Below are 19,182 nucleotides of genomic sequence, written 5' to 3' on the forward strand. Positions count from 1 at the left end.
AGAGCACGTCCGAGCTCTTCACGAGCGCTCCCGAGGGGTGCCCGGCGGGGCCGGTCCGGGATGCACCAGCCCGAGCCCTGTGTCCCTTCCGCCGTGAGGGATCAGTCGAGGTTCCGGCAGGTCCCGCCGATGCCGGCCAGGAGGCCTGCGTTCGTCGCCACGGACCGGGTCTGCGAGGTCCACCCGCTCGCATCCTTCACGAGGAAGGCGAGCTCGAGCTCGCTGCCGAGTCCCAACAGACCGCCCAGGAGATTGGAGCGCACGGTCGTGGTGTAGACGCCGTCGGATCCACGCTCAGTGTTGTTCGCGGTGCTGAACCCGGTGATCGGGGCGAGCACGGATCCCAGTCCTTTGGTCGACGCCTCGACCTGCACGTCCGAGACCTGGTAGCCCGCAGGGAGTCTCCAATAGACCTCGACCCGAGCGCCCGCCCCGAGAATCCCAGGTTTGAACGAGCACGTTCTCGCGAGGGAGATCGGAGGGATCTGCGCGGCCACCATCCGCGCACGCGCCGGGCTCTGGGCCGTCCACTCCGCGTCGACGGGCTCCGCGCGCACGGGCAGCACACAGCCGACCACGAGCGCGAGAGGCACCAGCATCCCGATGCCCAGGGCCCGCAGCACACCGTGCCGTCGACCTGCCTCGCCCGCGGCGTTCATCGGGGCTCCGCCTCCTCAGCGCGCCTGTCCTCGGCGTCGGATCCGTCGACGGGTTCGACGTCCCGCCCTGACTCCTGCGTCTCCTCCCCGGTCTCGCCCTCGGTGGTGCGGGCTCGTTTCCGGGGCCAGAGCGCCCACACCACGAGCGCCGCGACCGCGAGTGTCACTCCGATCATGACGGGCGGGCGGCCCAGGCCGGCGATGAACGGTGCGAGGCCGGGGATGTGGAAGAGGACCAGTCGGACCGTGGTGACCTCGTAGGGTCGTGGGTCCGGCCCCGGGTTCGCGTCCCCCCGCAACGTGAGCTCGACGCTCTCGCCGCCCTGCGGCTCGACTCGCACGACCCGATGGGATACAGGAGCGTCCCCTGGCCGGTCGACCGTCACGATGTCGCCGATCTCGACGTCGGTCGCGGGGGTCTCCCGAACCACCGCGACGGAGCCCTGGGGGATCGCAGGGGCCATGGACCCCGTGCGGAACAGGATCAGCGTGATGTGGAGCAGAACTGCGAGCAGCACCAGGACGATGCAGATCGCGCCGCCGACAGCAGCCAGATCGAGCACGCGGGCGAGGACGAACGAGAGCACGGTGCGGCGGTCACCGGACTGATCGTTCGCCGCGGCGACGGGCACCTCGCGCAGTCGAGCACGACCGGAGCGATCCTTCCGGTGGCGCACGGGAGCTCTGCGCTTCATGTCTCCTCCGATGTCGCGCTGATATCCCACCGGGCGTCGGCCGTGGATCCCTGGAGCGAGTTGCTCGCGCCCATCGGCAGAGAAATCTCGAAGCACAGGACGGTCGGCGCGCCGGGGCCATCGGCCGTCGCTTCCGCGAGCGCCGGACCATGGGACGGATCCTCCTGCCCGCGGGTGAGCGGGCGGGCGGTGGTGGCGCCGCCCACCACGTAGTCGGCGCCTGCGGAGAACACGGACGCGTCGCAGCGGGAGGAGACGACGACCCGGTAACGCAGAGCCGACGCCCACGCGGACCCGTTCCCTGCGGTGCCGTTCACCGTCGCCCCGGGGACGTGGAGCTCCCCACCGGTGGAGCCGGGCGTCGTGCGGATGCCGAGCGCGGCGTAACGGGCGGAGCCCGGGCGCAGATCGCCGGCAGCGAGCTGGAGTTCGGCCGCATTGCTCCCGTGCTCGACCCAGGGCCCGGCGGGGTCATAGGGCATGGCGACAGTCGCCTGGAGCGCGAAACGGGAAGCGCTGAAGGTCCCGGTCCCATATTCGGAGTCGGTCCAAGCCGCCACCGACGACGTGGCGCTCACGCCCATCACGAGGCCACTGGCCAGGACGGCCCGAAACCATGGCAACCGTGCGCCCACCCTTGCGCGACCTCTGTCAGGCCTGGGACTCGGCTGCGAACTCCCAGGTGGCAGAGCCCGTCTGTCCCTGCTCAAGGCCGCTGCCCGCCTTCACGGTGAAGCACAGCGTGACGGGCTGCCCAGCGGTGCCGTCGCCGGCCGTCAGATCGAACTGCGGTGCGCCGGGCACCTGGCCGACGGCGGTGCCCGAAGGGACCAGCGTCGCGGCGGTCGACTGACCGCACCCGAAGGAATCCGTCTGCACGAGCGAGTACGTGAGGTTCGAGACGTCGCCCGACGTCGATGTCGCAAGCACGTCGACGACCGCGTCGTACGTCGTCGTATCGTCGAGACGGACTGCGAACGGGGCGCTCACGGAATCGCCGGGAGCCAGGTTCGAGGGATCAACGCTGAAAGCGAGGGCAGCGGCGGAGTCGGCCGCGGGGTGCTCGCCGTAGTCCGCGCCGTCCGTGCTGCCCTCGAGGTCGAACGCCCCGGCGGAGAAGTCGCCCCGCGCGTACTCGGAATCGTTCCAGGCCGCCAGCGTGACTGCCGCCCCGATGCCCAGGACCAGTCCGCCTGCGAGCACCGCGCGGACCTTCTTCGACCGTGTCGTCCTCGTATCGTCCCCTGACATCGCTCCCCCTCGATCCAGCGGGGCGACCACACTGTCCCCCCGACGTGATTACTGGTCAGTAACCCAGTGTGATCAGCATAGGGGAGATCGGTGGCCCCGTCATGGGTCGGCGGAGGGGTTCCGGGCACGATCCGGTCACGAACCGTGCGGCTCGGGCGCACCGGAGAGGAGCCAGCGCGGATGGTCGAGCCCACGGGATGCTGGCTTCAACCCGGATCAGCCGAGGCCGGAGTAGGAGTGCAGGCCGTTGATCACCAGGTTCACGACCGTGTAGTTGATGATGACGCAGGCGAAGCCGGCGAGGGCGAACCAGGCCGCCTTGTTGCCGCGGAAGCCGCGGGTGGCGCGAGCGTGCAGGTAGCAGGCGTAGACCACCCAGATCACGAAGGTCCACACCTCCTTGGGGTCCCAGTTCCAGTAGCGGCCCCAGGCCTCGTTGGCCCAGACCGCCCCGAAGATCAGGGTGAAGGTCCAGCACACGAAGGCGAGGGAGTGCAGGCGGAAGCAGAGCGCCTCGAGGGCCTCGGGGCCGGGGATGCGCTCGGTGAGCGCCGAGACCGGGCCCCAGAAGCGCCCCAGCGGGCGGTCGGCCGCCTCGCGGGCGGCGCGCACCTTCCGGGTGCGGGTCGAGAGCAGCTGGAGGGCGGCGACGATCGCGCCGAGGCCCGAGAGCGCGGTCGCGATGATGGCGACGCCGATGTGCACGATCAGCCAGTGGGAGTTCTGCAGGCTCGGGGTGAGGTCGGAAGCGGGCAGGATCCACGCCGTCTGGGCGATCAGCATGAGCACGAGCACGGGAAGCATCACGAGGGTGCCGAGCAGCCGCAGGTCCTTGCGGCGGATCGAGATGATCACGAACAGCGCGACGATGAGCGCGCTCGAGGTCATCGAGAACTCGTACATGTTGCCCCACGGCACGCGCCAGGTCGCCACGCCCCGCAGCACCATCGCGGTGATGTGCAGGACGGCGCCGATCGAGGCCATGACGTACCCGAAGCCGCGGGCGCCCAGTGCGTTGCCCGAGGTCGCGGCGCCGGTCGAGCCCGGCGCGGCCGATCCCTTCCCGGTGGGGGCCGTCCGGGCAGGGGTCTTCCCGGCGGCGGTCGACCCGACGAGTCCGCCGCCGGCTCCCGCGGCCGTCCCGGCGCTCGCGCCGACGGTCGCGAGCGCCGGGCGGGCGTCCTCGCCCTCGCGCTTCTGCTTCTCGAGCTTCTCGTCGCTGCGCCGCTGGGTGACGCCCGAGAGGTCCGCGCCGAAGCCGATGAGGGCCAGGACGTACAGGACGATCGTGACGATGATCAGGAGGTTCGAGAGCTCCGCGAGCTGCTGGTCGATCACTGGAGGGGTCCTTCGTGCGAGGGCTTGGACTGCGAGGAATCGGTCTCCGGGGGCTCGGGCGCGGGCCTCGGGGAATCGGGTGACGACGAATCGGACGACGAGGAATCGCTCGACGGGGAATCCGCCGACGACGGATCCGACGTCGGCGAGGCGGAGTCCGCGAGGCGCTCGGCGAGCGCTTGCACGTCCTCCACGAGTCGATCATCGTCGCTGCGGGCCAGTCCCGCCACCTCCAGGACCACGCCGTGGGCCGACGGCACCGCGCGCACCCACACGCGCCGACGCGGCACGAACAGCGAGAGCACCAGGCCCAGCACCGCGCTCAGCGCCATGACCAGGGTGAACACCTGGAACGGGTCGCGCTTGATGTCGAAGGCGGCGTAGCGCTTGACGCCGTCGAAGGAGATCGAGGAGCCGTCGGCGAGCTTCGTCGAGTCCCCCGGGGTGAGGCTCACCAGGGACTGGTTGCCGTCGGAGTCGGCCACCGGGGTGAGGCTGCTGACGTCCACCTGGTAGGCGTTCTTCGGGACGCCGTCGTCCAGGCCCAGGTCGCCGTTGTAGACGGTGAGGGCGAGCTGCGGGTTCACGAGGCCCGGGAACTCGGAGTGCGGTCCCTTCTCGTCGATGACGCCGGTGGGCAGGAAGAAGCCGACGACGGCCATCTGCTTGGGCTGGGCGTCGGGGGCCTTGATGACCAGCTGCGAGGTGTACCCGGTGTCGCCCGAGGGGATGGTGATGATCGGGCCCTCGGCGACGACGTTCCCCTCGGGGTCCTTCACGGTGACCTCGGGGGCGTAGCCGTTGCCCAGGAGGTACATCGTGGTGCCCTGGACGTGCAGCGGCTGGTTCACGCGCAGCGTCTTGGAGTACTCGTCGGCCTTGTCCGGGTCGTCGACGGTGACGTCCGCCTCGAACTTCTTGGGCTGTCCGAAGCGGTGCTCGTTGGAGCTGGTGTCGTACTCGGCGCGGAAGTCGTCGAGGGTGAAGCGGAACGACGGCAGCTTCGAGGAGTCGTACCAGGCGCCCTGCTCGAAGGAGTCGTACTCGGCCAGGGAGTTCGAGAACCCCTCCCCCTCGACCACGGTGATCTGGCCGCGGTACTGGAACAGCCCGCCGGCGGCCACGCCGACCAGCACGCCCAGCAGGGCCACGTGGAAGAGGAGGTTGCCGGTCTCGCGCAGGTACCCGCGCTCGGACGTCACCGAGCGCGCCCCGCCCTTCTCCTCGAGCACGTCGGTGCGATAACGGGAGCGCTTGAGGGCCTTCGCCGCGCGGGCGGTGACGGCCTCGACGTCGGCCCCCGGGAGCTCGACGCGCGTGAACCCGGCGAAGCGGCGCAGGCGCGAGGGCGTGCGCGGAGGGCGCGAGCGGATCTGGCGCAGGTGCACGCCCAGACGCGGGATCACGCAGCCCACCAGGGAGACGAACAGCAGCAGGTAGATCGCGGAGAACCACACCGAGGAGAACACGTCGAAGAAGCCCAGGGTGTCCAGGAACTTCGCCCACGAGCCGTGCTCGGAGATGTACTGCTCCGTCTTGGAGGCGTCGACGTTGCGCTGCGGGTACAGCGAGCCCGGCACGGCGGCGATCGCGAGCAGCAGGAGCAGGAACAGGGCGGTCTGCATGCTCGTGAGCTGTCGCCACAGGAACAGCAGCGTCCCGCGCACGCCCAGCTTGGGCAGCGAGGCCCCCGCCTTGCCCGACTTCCCGGACTGGCGCAGATCGCGGGCCTCGGGCGCGACCCGACGGTCACGGGTGCTCGCCGTGCCCATCTGGTCCTTCTGCTCGTCCCGGGCCCGGCGAGTCCGCTCCGAGCGCGGGGCCTTCGCGTCCTCGCCCTTCGCGTCCCGGTTCTGCGCCCGGCGCCGCGCCTTGCGCGCCCTGCGGTCCTCCTGGGTCATCACACCACCGTCTCGTATCCGCCGATGAGGGTCTGCAGCTGCGCCATCCACTGCGTCCAGGTCCCCGTCAGCAGCAGCACGCCGATCGCGATCAGCAGGGCGCCGCTGACCACGGAGATGGTCCGACGGTGGCGGGCGAGGGCGCGGCTCGCGCCGAGCGCGCGCTGGAAGAGCAGCGCGAACAGCACGAAGGGAATGCCGAGACCCAGGGAATAGGCGAGAGCGAGCAGGGCCCCGCGCAGCGGGGACGCTCCGTCCAGGGAGAGGGCGACCACGGCCGCGTAGGTCGGGCCGATGCACGGGGTCCACGAGAACCCGAAGACGATGCCCATGAGCGGGGCCCCGAGCAGGCCCGCGTCGGGCCGGCTGTGCAGGCGCCTCTCCCCCGACAGCGAGGGGAACAGCCCCAGGAACAGCAGGCCCATGGCGATCACGAGGACGCCGGAGACCCGGTTGACCCACACGACATGGGACTGCAGGACGTGCCCGAGCGCGCCGACGAAGCCGCCGAGCACGACGAACACGGCGGCGAAGCCGAGGACGAACAGCACCGCTCCGAGCGCCATCCGGGAGGAGCCGCCGCGGGATCCGCCCCGCCCGCGCTTCCCGCCGGACGCGCCGCGGGCGGCGCCGTCGGCCCCCTGGCCCGCGAGGCCCGAGACGTACCCGAGGTAGCCGGGGACCACGGGCAGCACGCACGGGGAGACGAAGGCGACGATCCCCGCGGCCGCGGCCACCGCGAGCGCCACCCAGAGGGAGCCCGAGAGGATCGTCGTGGAGAAGACCTGTCCGATGTCCATCGCGCTCATTCGGCCACGACGGTGTCGATCATCGAGCGCAGGATCGAGGGATCGGCGGCGCCCGAGATGCGCGCCGCGACCCTGCCCTTCGTATCGAGCACGAGCGTCGAGGGGACGGCGTTGGGAGAGACCTGCCCGCGCAGCGCGTAGAGGATCTTGGAATCCAGGTCCGGCAGCGACGAGTAGGGGATCTTGTACTTCTTCTGGAAGGCGACGGCCGGGCCCTTCTCGTCGCGCACGTTGATGCCGACGAGCTCCACGCCCTTGGCCGCGTAGTCGTCGGCGATCTCGACGAGGTCCGGGGCTTCCTTGCGGCACGGGGCGCACGAGGCGTACCAGATGTTCAGGACGAGGATCGAGCCCAGCTCGTCGGCGCTCGCGAAGGACTTGCCCTCGTAGGTGGTGCCGGTGAAGTCGACGGGGTCGGTGCGGTCCTCGGGGTCGATCTCTGTGGTCACGCCGTCGCCGGAGACGAAGCCGTTCTCGCCGTCGCCGCCGCTGTCGCCGTAGCGCGAGGAGGTGTCCGAGCCGCAGGCCGCGAGCAGCAGGGCGCCGGCGCCGAGCCCGGCGGCGCCGAACAGGGCGCGTCGGCCGACGGGGCGGGCGCTGGGGAGGTCGTTCATGCGAGCTTGCCCCCGGTGGCGTCGACCGCACCCATGTAGAGCTCGGCGGCGGGCTCGGCGTAGTCGATGCCCGCGAGATGGGGGCCGACGAACCGCAGGCTCGTCACCGAGCACAGCCGGCACTGCCGGCGCCGCGGGTCGTGGAAGAGGGGCTTGCCCTCGGCCGAGAGCCGGGTGACCCAGATCGGCAGCTGGTGCAGCACGAGGACAGCCTCGTGGCCCTCGACCTCGGCGCGGGCCGATTGGACGGCGCTGATCACGCGCGCGGCCTGGTCCCGGTAGGGCTCGCCCCAGGACGGACGGAAGGGGTTGGCGAACCAGCGCCAGTTGCGAGGATCGGAGAAGCGGGCCTCGCCGTGGCCCATGCGCTGGCCCTCGAAGTGGTTGCCGGACTCGATCAGCCGCACGTCCTGTGCGACGGGGAGGCCGTGGACCGCGGCGATCGGCGCGGCGGTCTGCTGGGCCCGCAGCAGCGGGGAGGCCCAAACGGCGCGCACGTCGCGCGGGGCGAGGTGATCGGCGGCGAGCTGCGCCATCTTCTGGCCGCGCTCGGACAGGCGGTACCCCGGCAGCCTCCCGTAGAGGATCTTCTCGGGGTTGTGCACCTCTCCGTGTCGGACCAGGTGGATGACGGTCGTGCTCATGGGCGCGGGGACCTCCGCGGGAACCGAGGGTGTGGGCCGGATCGACACTCGGGGCGGCCGACGATGCGCAGATCGGGGCCGAGCCCGCGACGAGTGGCGAACCGCCTCAAGGTACCAATCAATCCTTGACGTCGGATGGGACGGTGCCCAGGGTCACGGGGGCGCCCTCGGGGATGGTGCGGGCCATGATCCGGCCCAGTTCCAGCAGGTCCTCGGTGCCCACGGCGTCCAGCAGACGCTCCCGCACGGAGGCCACGTGCACGGGCGCCGCCTGGCGCAGCAGTTCGGCGCCGGCCTCGGTGAGCACCGCCTCACGGCCGCGGCCGTCGCCCGAGCAGCGGACGCGCTCGAGGATGCCGCGCTTCTCGAGGCGGGCGACGGTGTGGGTCAGGCGCGAGCGCGAGTGCACGACCTGGTCGGCCAGGCCCGACATCCGGATCCGGCCCCCGGGGGCCTCCGAGAGCCGCACGAGGATCTCGTACTCGTCGAGGGAGAGGTCGAAGCGCGGATCCTGCTCGAGCGCCGTCGAGATGTTCTCCATCAGCAGGTTCACGCCGTACAGGAACGTGCGCCAGGCCTGCTGCTCGTCGTGGCTGAGCCACTGCACCGCGCCGTCCCCACCCCCCGTGCCCTCGGCTCCCGCGCCGTCGGCGACGGGTGCACCGCTCGCGCGCGGCGCACCGCTCGTACCGCGCCCGTTCACCGACTCGCCGTCCACACCGCGCGGTTCGCGCGTATCCTCGGTGTTCGACATCACATGCTCCTTCCGGACCCCTGGGGCCTTGCGCCCGACCTCCATCATAGTTTACCTTTCAAGCACAGAGTTCGTGCAACATTCAAGGAAAGAAGGACGGCACACGATGACTGCTCTCCCCGATGGCATCTCCCAGGGCACCTGGACGCTGGACGCCTCCCACACCAACGCCGGCTTCACCATCCGCCACGCGGGCATCTCGAAGGTGCGCGGCCACTTCGCGGACGTCACGGGCTCCTTCGTCGCGGGCGCAGATCTCGAGTCCAGCCGCTTCGAGGCCTCCCTGAAGACCGCGTCGATCTCGACCGGCAACGAGGACCGCGACAACCACCTGCGCTCCGGCGACTTCTTCGACGCCGAGACGAACCCGGAGATCACCTTCTCCTCGACCTCCGTGGGCGACGACGAGATCGTCGGCGATCTGACCATCAGCGGCGTCACCAAGTCCATCACCCTCGACTACGACTACGAGGGCGCTGCGACCGACCCCTTCGGCCAGTACCGCGCGGGCTTCACCGCCTCCACCAAGATCTCTCGCAAGGACTTCGGGCTCACCTGGAACGCCGCCCTCGAGGCCGGCGGGGTGCTCGTGGCCGACGAGGTCAAGATCACCATCGAGGCCGAGTTCACCGCTCCCGCCGCCGCGTGATCCCGTGAACGCGGGGTCTCCGGGCCGATGAGCGCCTGATCGACCCGGCGAACCTCCGCGCACAGCTCCTGAAGGGCCGTCCACCATCCGGTGGGCGGCCCTTCGCGGTGCGCGGATCCGACGCGCGGCACGGGAAGCCCTACGCTGAACGGGTGATGAGCCTCCCCGCCGACCTCCCCCGCCCGCCGCGCACCACCGATCCGGATGCGCGCGTGCTGTACCTCACCCGCCCCGGCTGCCATCTGTGCGACGTGGCCCTGCCCGTCGTCCGCGCCGAGGCCGACCGCGCGGGGACGGTGGTCGAGGTCCGCGACATCGACGAGGATCCCGGCCTGCAGCGCGACTGGAACGAGCACGTGCCGGTGATCGTGGTCGACGGCGCCGTGCAGGCCCGCTACCGCGTCGATGCGCCGTCCCTGCGCTCGGCGCTCACCCGTCGGCGCTGGTGGCAGAGGATCCTGGGCCGCTGACCCCCAGGGGCCGCGAGGGGGCGGCGCCGTCCGGAACGCTCGGCCGCGCGGTCCCGCACCACAACGCACGAGGACCCCGCCGGAGATCCGGCGGGGTCCTCGTGCAGTGATCACCGCACGGGCCGCGGGGCCCGCATGCGGTCGCGCCCTGGGGGCGCGCAGATCACTTCTTGTTGCGGCGCTGGTGGCGCGTGCGACGAAGCAGCTTGCGGTGCTTCTTCTTCGACATGCGCTTGCGACGCTTCTTGATCACGGAACCCATGGGGACCCCTGTTCTGCAGGCGGATGCCTGCGGTCTCGGACGGAGAGCGGACTGCACGCGGCCCGGCCCACAGGCGGTGCTCCCCGCCCCCTGGGGCGGGATGCGGCGCCCACGCGTGAGCACCACGAGTCCAGGGCCCGTGCCACAGTCGACGCCCCACTCTACACGCGCTGAGGGGGTGCGTCCCCGCTCGCTGCTGCGAGATCCGTCGCAGATCTGCGGGCGGCCTCCAGCGTGCTCTGCACGGGATCGACGACGAGTTCGGCGGCGACCACGCGCACGCGGACGCGCAACAGGCGCCGGGCACGGGCGGCGTGGAGGCGCGAGACGAGGGCGGCGAGCGCTCCGCCGAGCACGGCCAGCAGGATCCCTGTCCCCACGCCCAGCACGATGAGCGCCGTCGGCAGGGGGAACGGCACCCACAGCTCGCGGATCATCGGCATCGGCGGCGCCGGGACCTGGAAGAACCCGAGGATCGCGTTCAGCACGAGCCAGCCCAGGCCCACCACCCAGGCCGCCATCGCGAGCCACTGCAGCACGTCCAGGACGGGCCACCACCAGCCGCGGGTGCGGCGCGAGAGGTCCGCGCCGACCACGGCCTGGTCGAGGGCGTCCGGGAGCTCGTCCTCGCGGGAGCGGGCAGAGCGGCGCACGGCCGCGCGCCACGGGTCGGAGCCGTCGCGGCTGACGGTGTCGGCGAAGCCGCGCAGGCCCCCGGAGGCACGGGCCGACGTCGCCGCGTCGGGCGCGGGCAGGGAGGACCGCGCCTCCGCCTCCTGGGCACCACGGGATCCGTCGGCCCCGAGGTGGAGCCGTGCCAGGGGATCCGGGCGCACGCGCCGGAGCCAGCGCACGACGGGCCAGCCGCTGCGGGCGTCGGCGCGATGCCGGTAGGCCTTCCCCACGGCCTCGGCCACGGGATCGATGCGGGCCGCGGCCCCGAGGGCGTCCTCGAGCGAGCGCTCGGCGGCCGACGGGACCCGACCCGGCAGGCCCGAGGGATCCGCGGCGGTCCGCAGCCCGACCGCTGCCTCCCACAGGTCGGCGCGCCGGCGCACGGCAATCGCCTCACGGGCCTGGGCGACGGCCGCGAAGCGGGAGCGGACGTCCGCGAGCCCCGCGCCGGTCTCCGCGGAGACCGCGAGGACGGGCGCGTGCTCGAGGCCGTCCCGGCGCACGATCTGCTCGAGGGAGGCGCGCACGCTCTCGCGCTCGTCCTCGCGCACGGTGTCGATCTGGTTGAGCAGCACGAGGGTGACGGCGTCGTGGCCGGCGAAGGGCTCCACGAAGTCGCGGTGCAGCACCCGGTCGGCGTACTTCTGCGGGTCCGTGACCCACACGAGCACGTCGACCATGCCGGTCATGCGCTCGGCGATGTCGCGGTGGGCGTCCTGGACGGAGTCGAGGTCGGGCAGGTCCAGCAGCACCATGCCGGCGGCGGGCCCGTCTCCTGTGGTGCGCCCGGCTCCGGCGGCGCGCCCGGCTTTGCCTGCGCGCCCGTCTGCCTCCGCAGCCGCCCGCGCGAGCGCGTCGTGCAGCGGACCGTCGTGCACCTCGTGGCGGTCGGAGACCTCGAGCCAGTCCAGGAGAGCGTCGGCACCGGCGGGGTCGAGCACCGCGGCGTGCGGGTCGCGCGTCGTCGGGCGACGCACCGCCGCCGGGGAGATCTCGCGGCCCACCAGGGTGTTCATGAGCGACGACTTGCCGGATCCGGTCGCACCGAAGAAGCCGATGACGGTGTGCTCGGCCGAGAGCGCGGTGCGCGCGTCGAGCCTCTCGAGCATCTCCCCGGTCGCAGCGAGGGCATCCGACGGGGCGATGTCCTCGAGGTCATCGCGAGCCCTCACGAGGGCGTCCCGGCGCTCGGCCAGGGACGCGAGGGACTCCGCGGAGCCGGTGAGGGCGCCGCGCGAGGCGCGGGAGGCGCGCGGGCTCATGCGGGGTCCTCCCCCGTCGTGGGCTCGTGCGCCGTCCGCTCCCCCGTCGCCTGCTCGGCCTGGGCCCTGATGTCGGCGGCGAGCGCCGCCGCCCCGCGCGCGTCGGCCCGCAGGGACTCGGGCTCCGTGCCCTCAGGCACAGCCTCCAGGCGCGCGCGGAAGGGCTCGGCGCGCTCGGCGACGAGTCCCTCGAGCCGTGCGACGAGGCTCTCGCGGGCCACGCGGGCCAGTCTCCGCACGGCGTCCTCGCCGAAGATCGTCTCGAGCAGCTTCTGGCCGACGATCGCGGTCGCGGCGCCCGTGCCGACCTCCAGCCCGGTGGGGATGAAGGCCGTGGAGGCGAAGACGACGACCATGAGCGCCACGCCCACGGCGTTCATGCCGAGGGACAGGATGCGGGCTTTCGTGCGGCGGTCGCCGCCCTCGCTGCGCACGAGCTCCAGGACGTCCCCCTGCCAGTCGCGGACAGCACGGGCGACCTGCTGCTCGTAGCCGGGCTCCATGCGGGAGAGGTCCGCGCCCTCCACGAGGGGACGTCCCGCGGGATGCGAGCGCCATGCCTGCTCGACGTGCTCGGCGCCGCGCGCGGTCTCGTCGACCACGACGTGGACGAGGCCCGTCTCGAGGGCGTCCTGGGCCGCGACCGCGGGCCTCCCCTCGCCGCGCAGGGCACGCCCGAGGCGGTCGCGCACCCGCCCGACGAGGCTCTCGAGCGAGCGCACGATCTCGCCGGTGCCCACGACCTCCTGCCAGCGCGCGAGGACCTCGCCGCGCAGCAGGGACCCGTCGCCCACGGCCTCCTCGATGCGCCCGACGACGTCCGCGAAGGCGTCGTCGACCGCCGTCGCGAGCTCCTCGCGGATCGCGTGCTGCTCCTCGACGCCGGCGGCGACGTCCTGCAGGGTCCCGTCCAGGGAGTCGAGGGCGCCGGCGAGGGTGCGCCGGGCGATCGCGCCGCGTGCGCCCTGGTCAGCGGCGAGCGCGTGCAGCCAGGCGTCGATCTCGCCGACGCGGGCCTGGTCGAGCATCCCGTCGGCCGAGAGCGACGACTCCGGGACGAGGAACAGCCGGGCGGGCTCGAGCCCGCGATCCTCCAGCATCGCCCGCAGATCGGTCTCGAGCTCCTCGGCGATGCCGGGCCGCTCGGGAATGCGGTTCATGACCACGGCGACCGTGGCGTCGGCCTCGACGGCCGTGCGCAGCACCTCCCACGGGACCGCGTCGGCGTAGCGGTTGGCGGTGGTGACGAACAGCCAGAGGTCGGCGGCGCGCAGCAGCTGCCGGGCCAGCTCGCGGTTGCCCGCGGCGATCGAGTCGATGTCGGGCGCGTCGAGCAGGGCGAGGCCGCGCGGGACCTCGGCGAGGGGGCGCAGCTCGAGCTCGCGCGAGGGCTCGTCCTCGGATCCGGCCGACTGTGCGTCGGCGCCCGCTCCCCCGCGGACGCGGGCGAGGCCGGGCAGGATCCGCGTGCCCTCGAACCAGGGCGCATCCTCCGGATGGTGCAGCAGCACGGGCCGCCTGGTCGTGGGACGGATGGCGCCGGCCCGGGTGACGGGCCGGCCGACGAGGGCGTTCAGGAGCGTCGACTTGCCGGCGCCCGTCGAGCCGCCGACGACCACGAGCAGCGGCGCGTCGACGGACTGCAGACGCGGCAGGAGGTGGTCGGCGAGCTGGCGGGAGGCGGCCGTCACGGCGCTGCGGGTCTGCACGGCGCCGGGCGCCTCGAAGCCGAGGCGGACGCCGTCGAGGTCCGCGGCGAGGTCATCGAGCACCCGCGTGGCGTCCGACCCGGGCCCCACCTGGTCGTCCGCCAGAGGTCGAGTGGTCATGCGGCCATTCTGGCAGTCACCGCGCCGGGACGGTCCTCAGTCGAGGAACGGGTCCAGGCCCCACTCGGGGAAGGCGGAGCGGCGCGCGGCCTGGACGGCACGGTCGAGGTCGTCGGCCGGATCGAAGCCCAGCGACCAGTCGCGCACGTCCAGGGGGCGCTGCTCCCCGTACCCCATCTCGGGCGGGGCGTCGGGGTCGAGCAGGCCGTGGGCCCGCAGCACCTCGGGCACGGCACGGCGGTACGCCTCGGGGACCTCGCCCTCCTCCGGAAGCGGCTCCCCGGTGACCACGGCGACCAGGTGCGCCCAGGAGCGCGGGACCACGTCGGTGACGGCGTACCCGCCGCCGCCGAGGGCGAGCCAGCGCCCGCCCGCGGACTCGTCCGCCACCTCGCGCATGAGCATCATCGCGGCGCGCTGGGCCTCGAGGGTCGCGCGGACGTCGGCGAGCGGATCCTTGCGGTGGCTGTCGGCGCCGTGCTGGGTGACCAGGAGCGTCGGCCGGACCGCACGCGCGAGGGCGGGGACCGTCGCGCCGATCGCGCGCACCCATCCGTCCGCGTCGGTGCGCGGCGGCAGCGGGACGTTGATCGCACTGCCCAGGGCACCCGCGCCGCCCGTGTCCTGGACGAAGCCTGTGCCCGGGTAGAGGTGCTCGCCGCTCTCGTGGATCGAGAGGGTGACGGCGCGCGGCTCGTCCCACAGGGCGCGCTCGACGCCGTCGCCGTGGTGGACGTCGAGGTCGACGTAGAGGATGCGCTCCTCCCCCGCGTCCAGCGCGTGGGCGATCGCGATCGCCGCGTCGTTGTACACGCAGAACCCGGCGGCCTGGGAGGCGCGCGCATGGTGCATGCCGCCGGCGAAGTTCACGGCCCGGTCGACCTCGCCGGCGCGGATGGCGTCGACCGCCGCGATCGAGCCGCCGACGATGCGGGCGCTCGCGGTGTGCATGCCCTCGAAGGCGGGGACGTCGTCGCCCCCGATGCCGAAGCCGATGAGCGCATCGTCCCCGCCGTCCCTTCCCGCCCCGGGCGCCGACGCGCGGCGCACGGCGGCCAGGAACTCCGGGGTGTGCACGCGCAGCAGCTCCGCGTCGGAGGCGACGGGCGCGGGCAGTGTCCGCACCCCGGAGCGCGCGAGCAGTCCGCTGGTCTCCGCGAGCAGCCTCGTCAGCTCGAGGCGCACGGGCGACATCGGGTGGTAGGGGCCGAAGTCGTACGCGAGGAGGGCGTCGTCCCAGACGACACCGGCGCCGGAGGAGCCATGGGGGGCGGGCGAGCCATGGGGGGCGGAGACCATGCGTTCGAGCGTACCCAGTGCGGGGCCGGACGAACGCATCGCCGACGTAGACTGCGCGACGGATCAGCGCCTGCGCGGCGGGCGGTCCCGCGGGTCCGCGGACCCCGGCGCCGCTGGTCGCACGGCGCGAACGGGACGGGCACGAGACGCAGGACCGAGACGCAGGACGAGGAGCAGCCGGATGAGCGAGGGCCGGGACGAGGACGGGCGCACGGACCTGTCCGCGATCTCGCTCTGGCAGCGCATCCGCGAGTTCTCGAGCACCGCGCTCGCGACGGCCGCGAGGACCTCCCCCGCCCGCCTCGCGCTGACCGTGTTCACAGCGATGATCGGCCTGGTCACGCTGCTGCTGATGTCACCGCTCGCCGCGTCCGACGGCCAGGCCACCGGCTTCCGCGACGCCGTGTTCACGGCGGTCTCCGCCATCTGCGTGACCGGGCTGACGACGGTCGACACCGCCACGCACTGGTCGACCTTCGGGCTCGTGGTCCTCATGGTCGCGATGAAGATCGGCGGGCTGGGCGTGCTCACCCTCGCCTCGCTGCTGGGGCTGTCGGTGATGCGCTCGATGGGGCTGGCCCAGAGGATCATCACCGCGCGCGAGACCCGCGCCGAGCAGCTGGCGGAGGTGGGCAGCGTGCTGCGCACGATCGTCATCACCTCGACGGCCTTCGAGGTCCTCACCTTCCTCGCGCTCGTGCCGTACATGATCGCGACCGAGCACGGCACCGGCACCTCGGTCTTCTACGGCGCCTTCTACGCGATCAGCGCCTTCAACAACGCGGGCTTCGTGCCCGATCCCGGCGGGATCTCCCAGTACCTGGGCGACCCGTTCTTCTCGATCCCGATCTCGACGGCCGTGTTCATGGGTTCGCTCGGCTTCCCCGTGGTGCTCGTGCTGGTCAAGAGGTGGCGCACCCCACACCACTGGACCCTGCACGCGAAGCTCACCCTCGCGACCTCGGGGATCCTGCTGGTCGCCGGCATGCTCGGCTACCTCGCGATGGAGTGGTCGAACCCGCACACGCTGGGCCGCGAGGGCTTCGGCTCGAAGGTGCTGGCCTCCCTGTTCGCCTCGGTGATGCCGCGCTCGGGCGGCTTCTCCACGCTCGACATCGCCTCTCTCGAACCCGAGACGCGCCTGTTCACGGACCTGCTCATGTTCATCGGCGGCGGCTCCGGGTCGACGGGCGGCGGCATCAAGGTGACGACGTTCGCGCTGCTCGCGCTCTCGATCGTCGCCGAGGCGCGGGGCGACCGCGACGTCGAGGTGTTCGGCCGTCGGATCCCGCAGGAGACCATCCGCCAGGCGATCGGCGTGCTCGTCATGAGCGCCTCGGTGGTGTTCATCGCGACGTTCCTGACCCTGCAGCTCACTCCGTTCAGCCTGGACCAGGTGCTCTTCGAGGTGCTCTCCGCCTTCGGCACCGTGGGGCTGTCCACGGGCATCACCCCGCACCTCGGCGACGCCGCGACCTACATCCTCATCGTGTGCATGTACCTGGGCAGGATCGGGCCGATGACGCTCGGCGCGGCCCTCGCGCTGCGCTCGCGCTCCCGCGTGGTGCGCCTGCCCAGCGAGCGCCCCATCGTCGGCTGATGCCGCGACCCACGGTGCCGGTCCCGCCGGCCCGCCGCGCGCTTTGAGTGCTGCGCAATCGTCGTTCTGAACGTCCATAACGACCACTGCGCAGCGCTCTAGACTGTTCGCGGCGCTCCGGCGCCGTCCCGCCGTCCGCATGTGAGGAGACATCGTGGCCCGTCCCCGTGGCAGCAGCGGAGCCCTGGTCGTGGGCCTGGGCCGCTTCGGAGCCTCCCTGGCCCTGACCCTCGAGGAGCTCGGCACGAACGTGCTCGCGATGGACACGCGCGAGGATCTCGTGCAGGAGTACTCGGGTCGCCTCACCCATGTGGTCGAGGCCGACGGCACGCAGATGGAGGCCCTCGCCCAGGTCGGCGCGGCCGACTTCTCCGTCGCGGTCGTGGGCGTGGGCACCTCGCTCGAGGCGAGCGTACTGATCACCGCGAACCTCGTGGACCTGGGCAAGCCCGTGATCTGGGCCAAGGCGATCAGCGTGCCGCACGGCAAGATCCTCGAGCGCATCGGCGCCCACCACGTCGTCTTCCCCGAGAAGGACGCCGGACAGAGGGTCGCGCACCTGGTCAACGGGCGCCTCATCGACTTCATCGAGTTCGACGACGGCTTCGCGATCGTGAAGATGCGTCCCCCGCAGGAGATCATGGGCTTCACCCTGCAGGAGTCCGACATCCGCGCGAAGTACGGCGTGACCGTGGTCGGCGTGAAGTCGCCCGGCCGCGACTTCACCTACGCCGGCCCGGACACCAAGGTCTCCCAGCACGATCTGCTGATCGTCTCCGGGCACACCGAGCTCATCGAGCGCTTCTCCAACCGGCCCTGAGGCGGGCGGGCCGCCCGATTCGAGACGGGCGAGCGGCCCGATTCGAGACGAGCGAGCCACCCATCCGGGTCACTCCCCCGACATGGCGCGGGACTTGCGCGCCGCCGCGTCCATGGCCCCGGCGAGCGCGGGGCGGATACCGCCGCGCTCGAGCGCCGCGATGCCCTCCGCGGTGGTGCCGCCGGGGCTCATCACCGCGCCGCGCGCGACGGCCGGGTGCTGCCCGGTCTCCTGCAGCAGGGTCGCGGCGCCGCGCAGGGTCTGGAGCACCACGCGCGTGGCGTCCGGGCGCGGGATCCCCTGGCGCACGGCCTCGTCGATCATCGCGTCGACGATGGTGAACACGAAGGCGCTCGCGCTGCCCGCGGCGCCGATCATCGCGTGCCCCTTCTCCTCGGGCAGGTCCACGACGATCCCCGCGGCCGCGAGCAGCGCGCGGGCCAGCTCGACCGAGGACTCGGTCGCGCCGTCGGACGCCATGAGATGGGTGACGCCCTCGCCCACGGACATCGGGGTGTTGGGCATCGCGCGCACGAGCTGCGTGTGCCCGCCCAGCGCTTCGGTGAGCGCGGCGAGGCTGGTGCCGGCCGCGATGCAGATGACCAGGGTGTCCTCGGCGAGCGCGGAGCGCACCTCGGGCATCACCGCGTCGAGCTGGTAGGGCTTCACGCCGAGCACGACGACGTCGGACCCGGTCAGGTCCGACACGGATCCGGCGGTGGCGCCGAGCTCGTCGGCCGCTCGCCGGGAGGAGGCGTCCGAGGAGTTCACGACGCGCAGGTTCTGCGGTGAGACGCCCGCGGCGAGCATCGCCCGCACGAACGCGCCGCCCATGTTGCCGGCGCCCAGCACGCTCACCGTCACGGCGGAGAGATCGGGCGTCCCGTCGGAGGCGGTGCTCGAGGTGGCAGAGGTGGTCTCGGGGCTCGTCTGATCCGTCATGCCTCCCACTCTAGGGGCCGGATCCGACATGCCCGGTCGGCGACCATCCGCGCCTCGCTCCTGCTCGACCGGCGCCCGTACACTGCGCAGCATGCCCCTGCCCCTGCGACAGCTCTCAGCGGTGCTCGACGCCCTCCCGGGCCCCGTGCGCCGCAAGATCGTCTGGTTCGCCGTGCGTCTCAGCCAACCGCGATTCCTGGTCAGCGTGTGCGCGGTGCTGCGCGCGCCCGACGGCCGGGTGCTCCTGTTCGAGCACCGCTTCTGGGAGGACGGGCGCTGGGGCGTGCCCTCGGGGCACATGCAGCCCGGAGAGACCCCGCAGGCCGCCGCGGCGCGGGAGCTGCGGGAGGAGTCGGGGCTGCGGGCCACGGATCTGCGCGTTGTCGACGTGGTCGGCGGGCAGCGCCATCGCGTGGAGATCTGGCTGCGGGGGTCGATCGACGTCGCCGAGGCCCCGGGCCAGGACGTCCTGCAGGCGCGGGAGATCTGCCGGGCAGCCCTGCTCCCTCCCGACCGGGCCGTGCGCACTGCCCGGCCCGGGCAGGCGCGCGTGCTGCGCGCGATCCTCGCGCGCGAGGACGACGGCGGGCAGACGAGCGGGAACGAGGGGAACGACGGGAACCGGGCCGGCGGCAGCGCTCGCCCCGGGACCCTGAGCTGAGCCGCGGCTCCGGAACCGCTGCTCAGGAACCTCGGTTCAGGGAAGGCG

General features: G+C 72.6%; 20 protein-coding genes. 5 read left to right on the plus strand and 15 right to left on the minus strand.

The features are described from left to right. Positions 1 to 101: 101 nt before the first annotated feature. The 10 genes from ACFQ53_RS07905 to ACFQ53_RS07950 all read right to left on the minus strand — a co-directional run bounded on the left by ACFQ53_RS07905 (position 102) and on the right by ACFQ53_RS07950 (position 8,665). The gene (locus ACFQ53_RS07905) at positions 102 to 659 is read right to left on the minus strand and encodes a hypothetical protein (RefSeq protein ID WP_377857772.1); all 558 of its coding nucleotides are present in this window, start codon (positions 657 to 659) and stop codon (positions 102 to 104) included. Beyond that, entirely contained in the window at positions 656 to 1,354 is a 699-nt protein-coding gene (locus ACFQ53_RS07910) for a signal peptidase I (RefSeq protein ID WP_377857775.1), read from the minus strand. Before ACFQ53_RS07910 ends, ACFQ53_RS07905 begins: the two co-directional genes overlap by 4 nt. Further along, on the minus strand, positions 1,351 to 1,836 hold the full coding sequence (locus ACFQ53_RS07915) for a hypothetical protein (protein ID WP_152351734.1): 486 nt from the start codon (positions 1,834 to 1,836) through the stop codon (positions 1,351 to 1,353). Before ACFQ53_RS07915 ends, ACFQ53_RS07910 begins: the two co-directional genes overlap by 4 nt. A gap of 169 nt (positions 1,837 to 2,005) precedes the next feature. Beyond that, positions 2,006 to 2,605: a SipW-dependent-type signal peptide-containing protein gene (locus tag ACFQ53_RS07920; protein ID WP_377857788.1), complete on the minus strand. Its 600-nt coding sequence runs from the start codon at positions 2,603 to 2,605 to the stop codon at positions 2,006 to 2,008. Positions 2,606 to 2,821: 216 nt separating this feature from the next. Then, positions 2,822 to 3,943: a c-type cytochrome biogenesis protein CcsB gene (gene ccsB, locus ACFQ53_RS07925; RefSeq protein ID WP_377857790.1), complete on the minus strand. Its 1,122-nt coding sequence runs from the start codon at positions 3,941 to 3,943 to the stop codon at positions 2,822 to 2,824. Then, complete coding sequence (locus tag ACFQ53_RS07930; RefSeq protein WP_377857793.1) at positions 3,940 to 5,844, minus strand: cytochrome c biogenesis protein ResB; 1,905 nt, start codon at positions 5,842 to 5,844, stop codon at positions 3,940 to 3,942. The genes ccsB and ACFQ53_RS07930 overlap by 4 nt, the downstream gene beginning before the upstream one ends. Then, positions 5,844 to 6,653 (minus strand): cytochrome c biogenesis CcdA family protein, encoded by an 810-nt coding sequence (locus tag ACFQ53_RS07935; RefSeq protein WP_249478921.1) that lies wholly within the window; start codon positions 6,651 to 6,653, stop codon positions 5,844 to 5,846. The genes ACFQ53_RS07930 and ACFQ53_RS07935 overlap by 1 nt, the downstream gene beginning before the upstream one ends. Further along, on the minus strand, positions 6,650 to 7,267 hold the full coding sequence (locus tag ACFQ53_RS07940; protein WP_377857797.1) for a TlpA family protein disulfide reductase: 618 nt from the start codon (positions 7,265 to 7,267) through the stop codon (positions 6,650 to 6,652). The genes ACFQ53_RS07935 and ACFQ53_RS07940 overlap by 4 nt, the downstream gene beginning before the upstream one ends. Continuing rightward, entirely contained in the window at positions 7,264 to 7,911 is a 648-nt protein-coding gene (locus ACFQ53_RS07945; protein WP_152351730.1) for a histidine phosphatase family protein, read from the minus strand. Before ACFQ53_RS07945 ends, ACFQ53_RS07940 begins: the two co-directional genes overlap by 4 nt. 118 nt (positions 7,912 to 8,029) lie before the next feature. Continuing rightward, positions 8,030 to 8,665, minus strand: a complete 636-nt coding sequence (locus ACFQ53_RS07950) for a MarR family winged helix-turn-helix transcriptional regulator (protein ID WP_377857800.1) — start codon at positions 8,663 to 8,665, stop codon at positions 8,030 to 8,032. Positions 8,666 to 8,771: 106 nt separating this feature from the next. Between ACFQ53_RS07950 and ACFQ53_RS07955 the strand changes: the two genes are divergently transcribed. After that, positions 8,772 to 9,314 carry a YceI family protein gene (locus ACFQ53_RS07955; protein ID WP_377857803.1) on the plus strand — a complete coding sequence of 181 codons (543 nt, stop codon included), beginning with the start codon at positions 8,772 to 8,774 and terminating at the stop codon, positions 9,312 to 9,314. 155 nt (positions 9,315 to 9,469) lie between these two features. Then, complete coding sequence (locus tag ACFQ53_RS07960) at positions 9,470 to 9,784, plus strand: glutaredoxin family protein (RefSeq protein ID WP_377857806.1); 315 nt, start codon at positions 9,470 to 9,472, stop codon at positions 9,782 to 9,784. 163 nt (positions 9,785 to 9,947) lie between these two features. Here the strand turns inward: ACFQ53_RS07960 and ACFQ53_RS07965 are convergent, their stop codons facing one another. The 4 genes from ACFQ53_RS07965 to ACFQ53_RS07980 form a co-directional block, all read right to left on the minus strand. Continuing rightward, positions 9,948 to 10,046, minus strand: a complete 99-nt coding sequence (locus tag ACFQ53_RS07965) for a 30S ribosomal protein bS22 (protein WP_109274628.1) — start codon at positions 10,044 to 10,046, stop codon at positions 9,948 to 9,950. 161 nt (positions 10,047 to 10,207) lie between these two features. Continuing rightward, a complete protein-coding gene (locus tag ACFQ53_RS07970; RefSeq protein WP_377857811.1) occupies positions 10,208 to 11,983 on the minus strand; it encodes a GTPase in 1,776 nt (591 codons plus the stop codon). Next, entirely contained in the window at positions 11,980 to 13,812 is a 1,833-nt protein-coding gene (locus ACFQ53_RS07975) for a dynamin family protein (RefSeq protein WP_377857814.1), read from the minus strand. The genes ACFQ53_RS07970 and ACFQ53_RS07975 overlap by 4 nt, the downstream gene beginning before the upstream one ends. Positions 13,813 to 13,848: 36 nt before the next feature. Further along, positions 13,849 to 15,111, minus strand: a complete 1,263-nt coding sequence (locus ACFQ53_RS07980; protein WP_377857817.1) for an acetoin utilization protein AcuC — start codon at positions 15,109 to 15,111, stop codon at positions 13,849 to 13,851. A gap of 181 nt (positions 15,112 to 15,292) precedes the next feature. On the opposite strand from ACFQ53_RS07980, the gene ACFQ53_RS07985 reads away from it, so the two are divergent. Together ACFQ53_RS07985 and ACFQ53_RS07990 are read left to right on the plus strand one after the other, a co-directional pair. Beyond that, positions 15,293 to 16,711, plus strand: coding sequence for a TrkH family potassium uptake protein (locus tag ACFQ53_RS07985; RefSeq protein WP_249478912.1), 1,419 nt, complete (start codon positions 15,293 to 15,295; stop codon positions 16,709 to 16,711). A gap of 154 nt (positions 16,712 to 16,865) precedes the next feature. Further along, complete coding sequence (locus tag ACFQ53_RS07990; RefSeq protein ID WP_152351722.1) at positions 16,866 to 17,531, plus strand: TrkA family potassium uptake protein; 666 nt, start codon at positions 16,866 to 16,868, stop codon at positions 17,529 to 17,531. Positions 17,532 to 17,600: 69 nt separating this feature from the next. Here the strand turns inward: ACFQ53_RS07990 and proC are convergent, their stop codons facing one another. Next, positions 17,601 to 18,473 carry a pyrroline-5-carboxylate reductase gene (gene proC, locus ACFQ53_RS07995; RefSeq protein WP_377857822.1) on the minus strand — a complete coding sequence of 291 codons (873 nt, stop codon included), beginning with the start codon at positions 18,471 to 18,473 and terminating at the stop codon, positions 17,601 to 17,603. Between the two features lie 91 nt (positions 18,474 to 18,564). Between proC and ACFQ53_RS08000 the strand changes: the two genes are divergently transcribed. Then, positions 18,565 to 19,134, plus strand: coding sequence for an NUDIX hydrolase (locus tag ACFQ53_RS08000; RefSeq protein ID WP_377857825.1), 570 nt, complete (start codon positions 18,565 to 18,567; stop codon positions 19,132 to 19,134). Positions 19,135 to 19,182: the final 48 nt, after the last annotated feature.

Source organism: Brachybacterium sp. NPDC056505 (genome assembly GCF_042794925.1).
Taxonomy (GTDB): domain Bacteria; phylum Actinomycetota; class Actinomycetes; order Actinomycetales; family Dermabacteraceae; genus Brachybacterium; species Brachybacterium kimchii.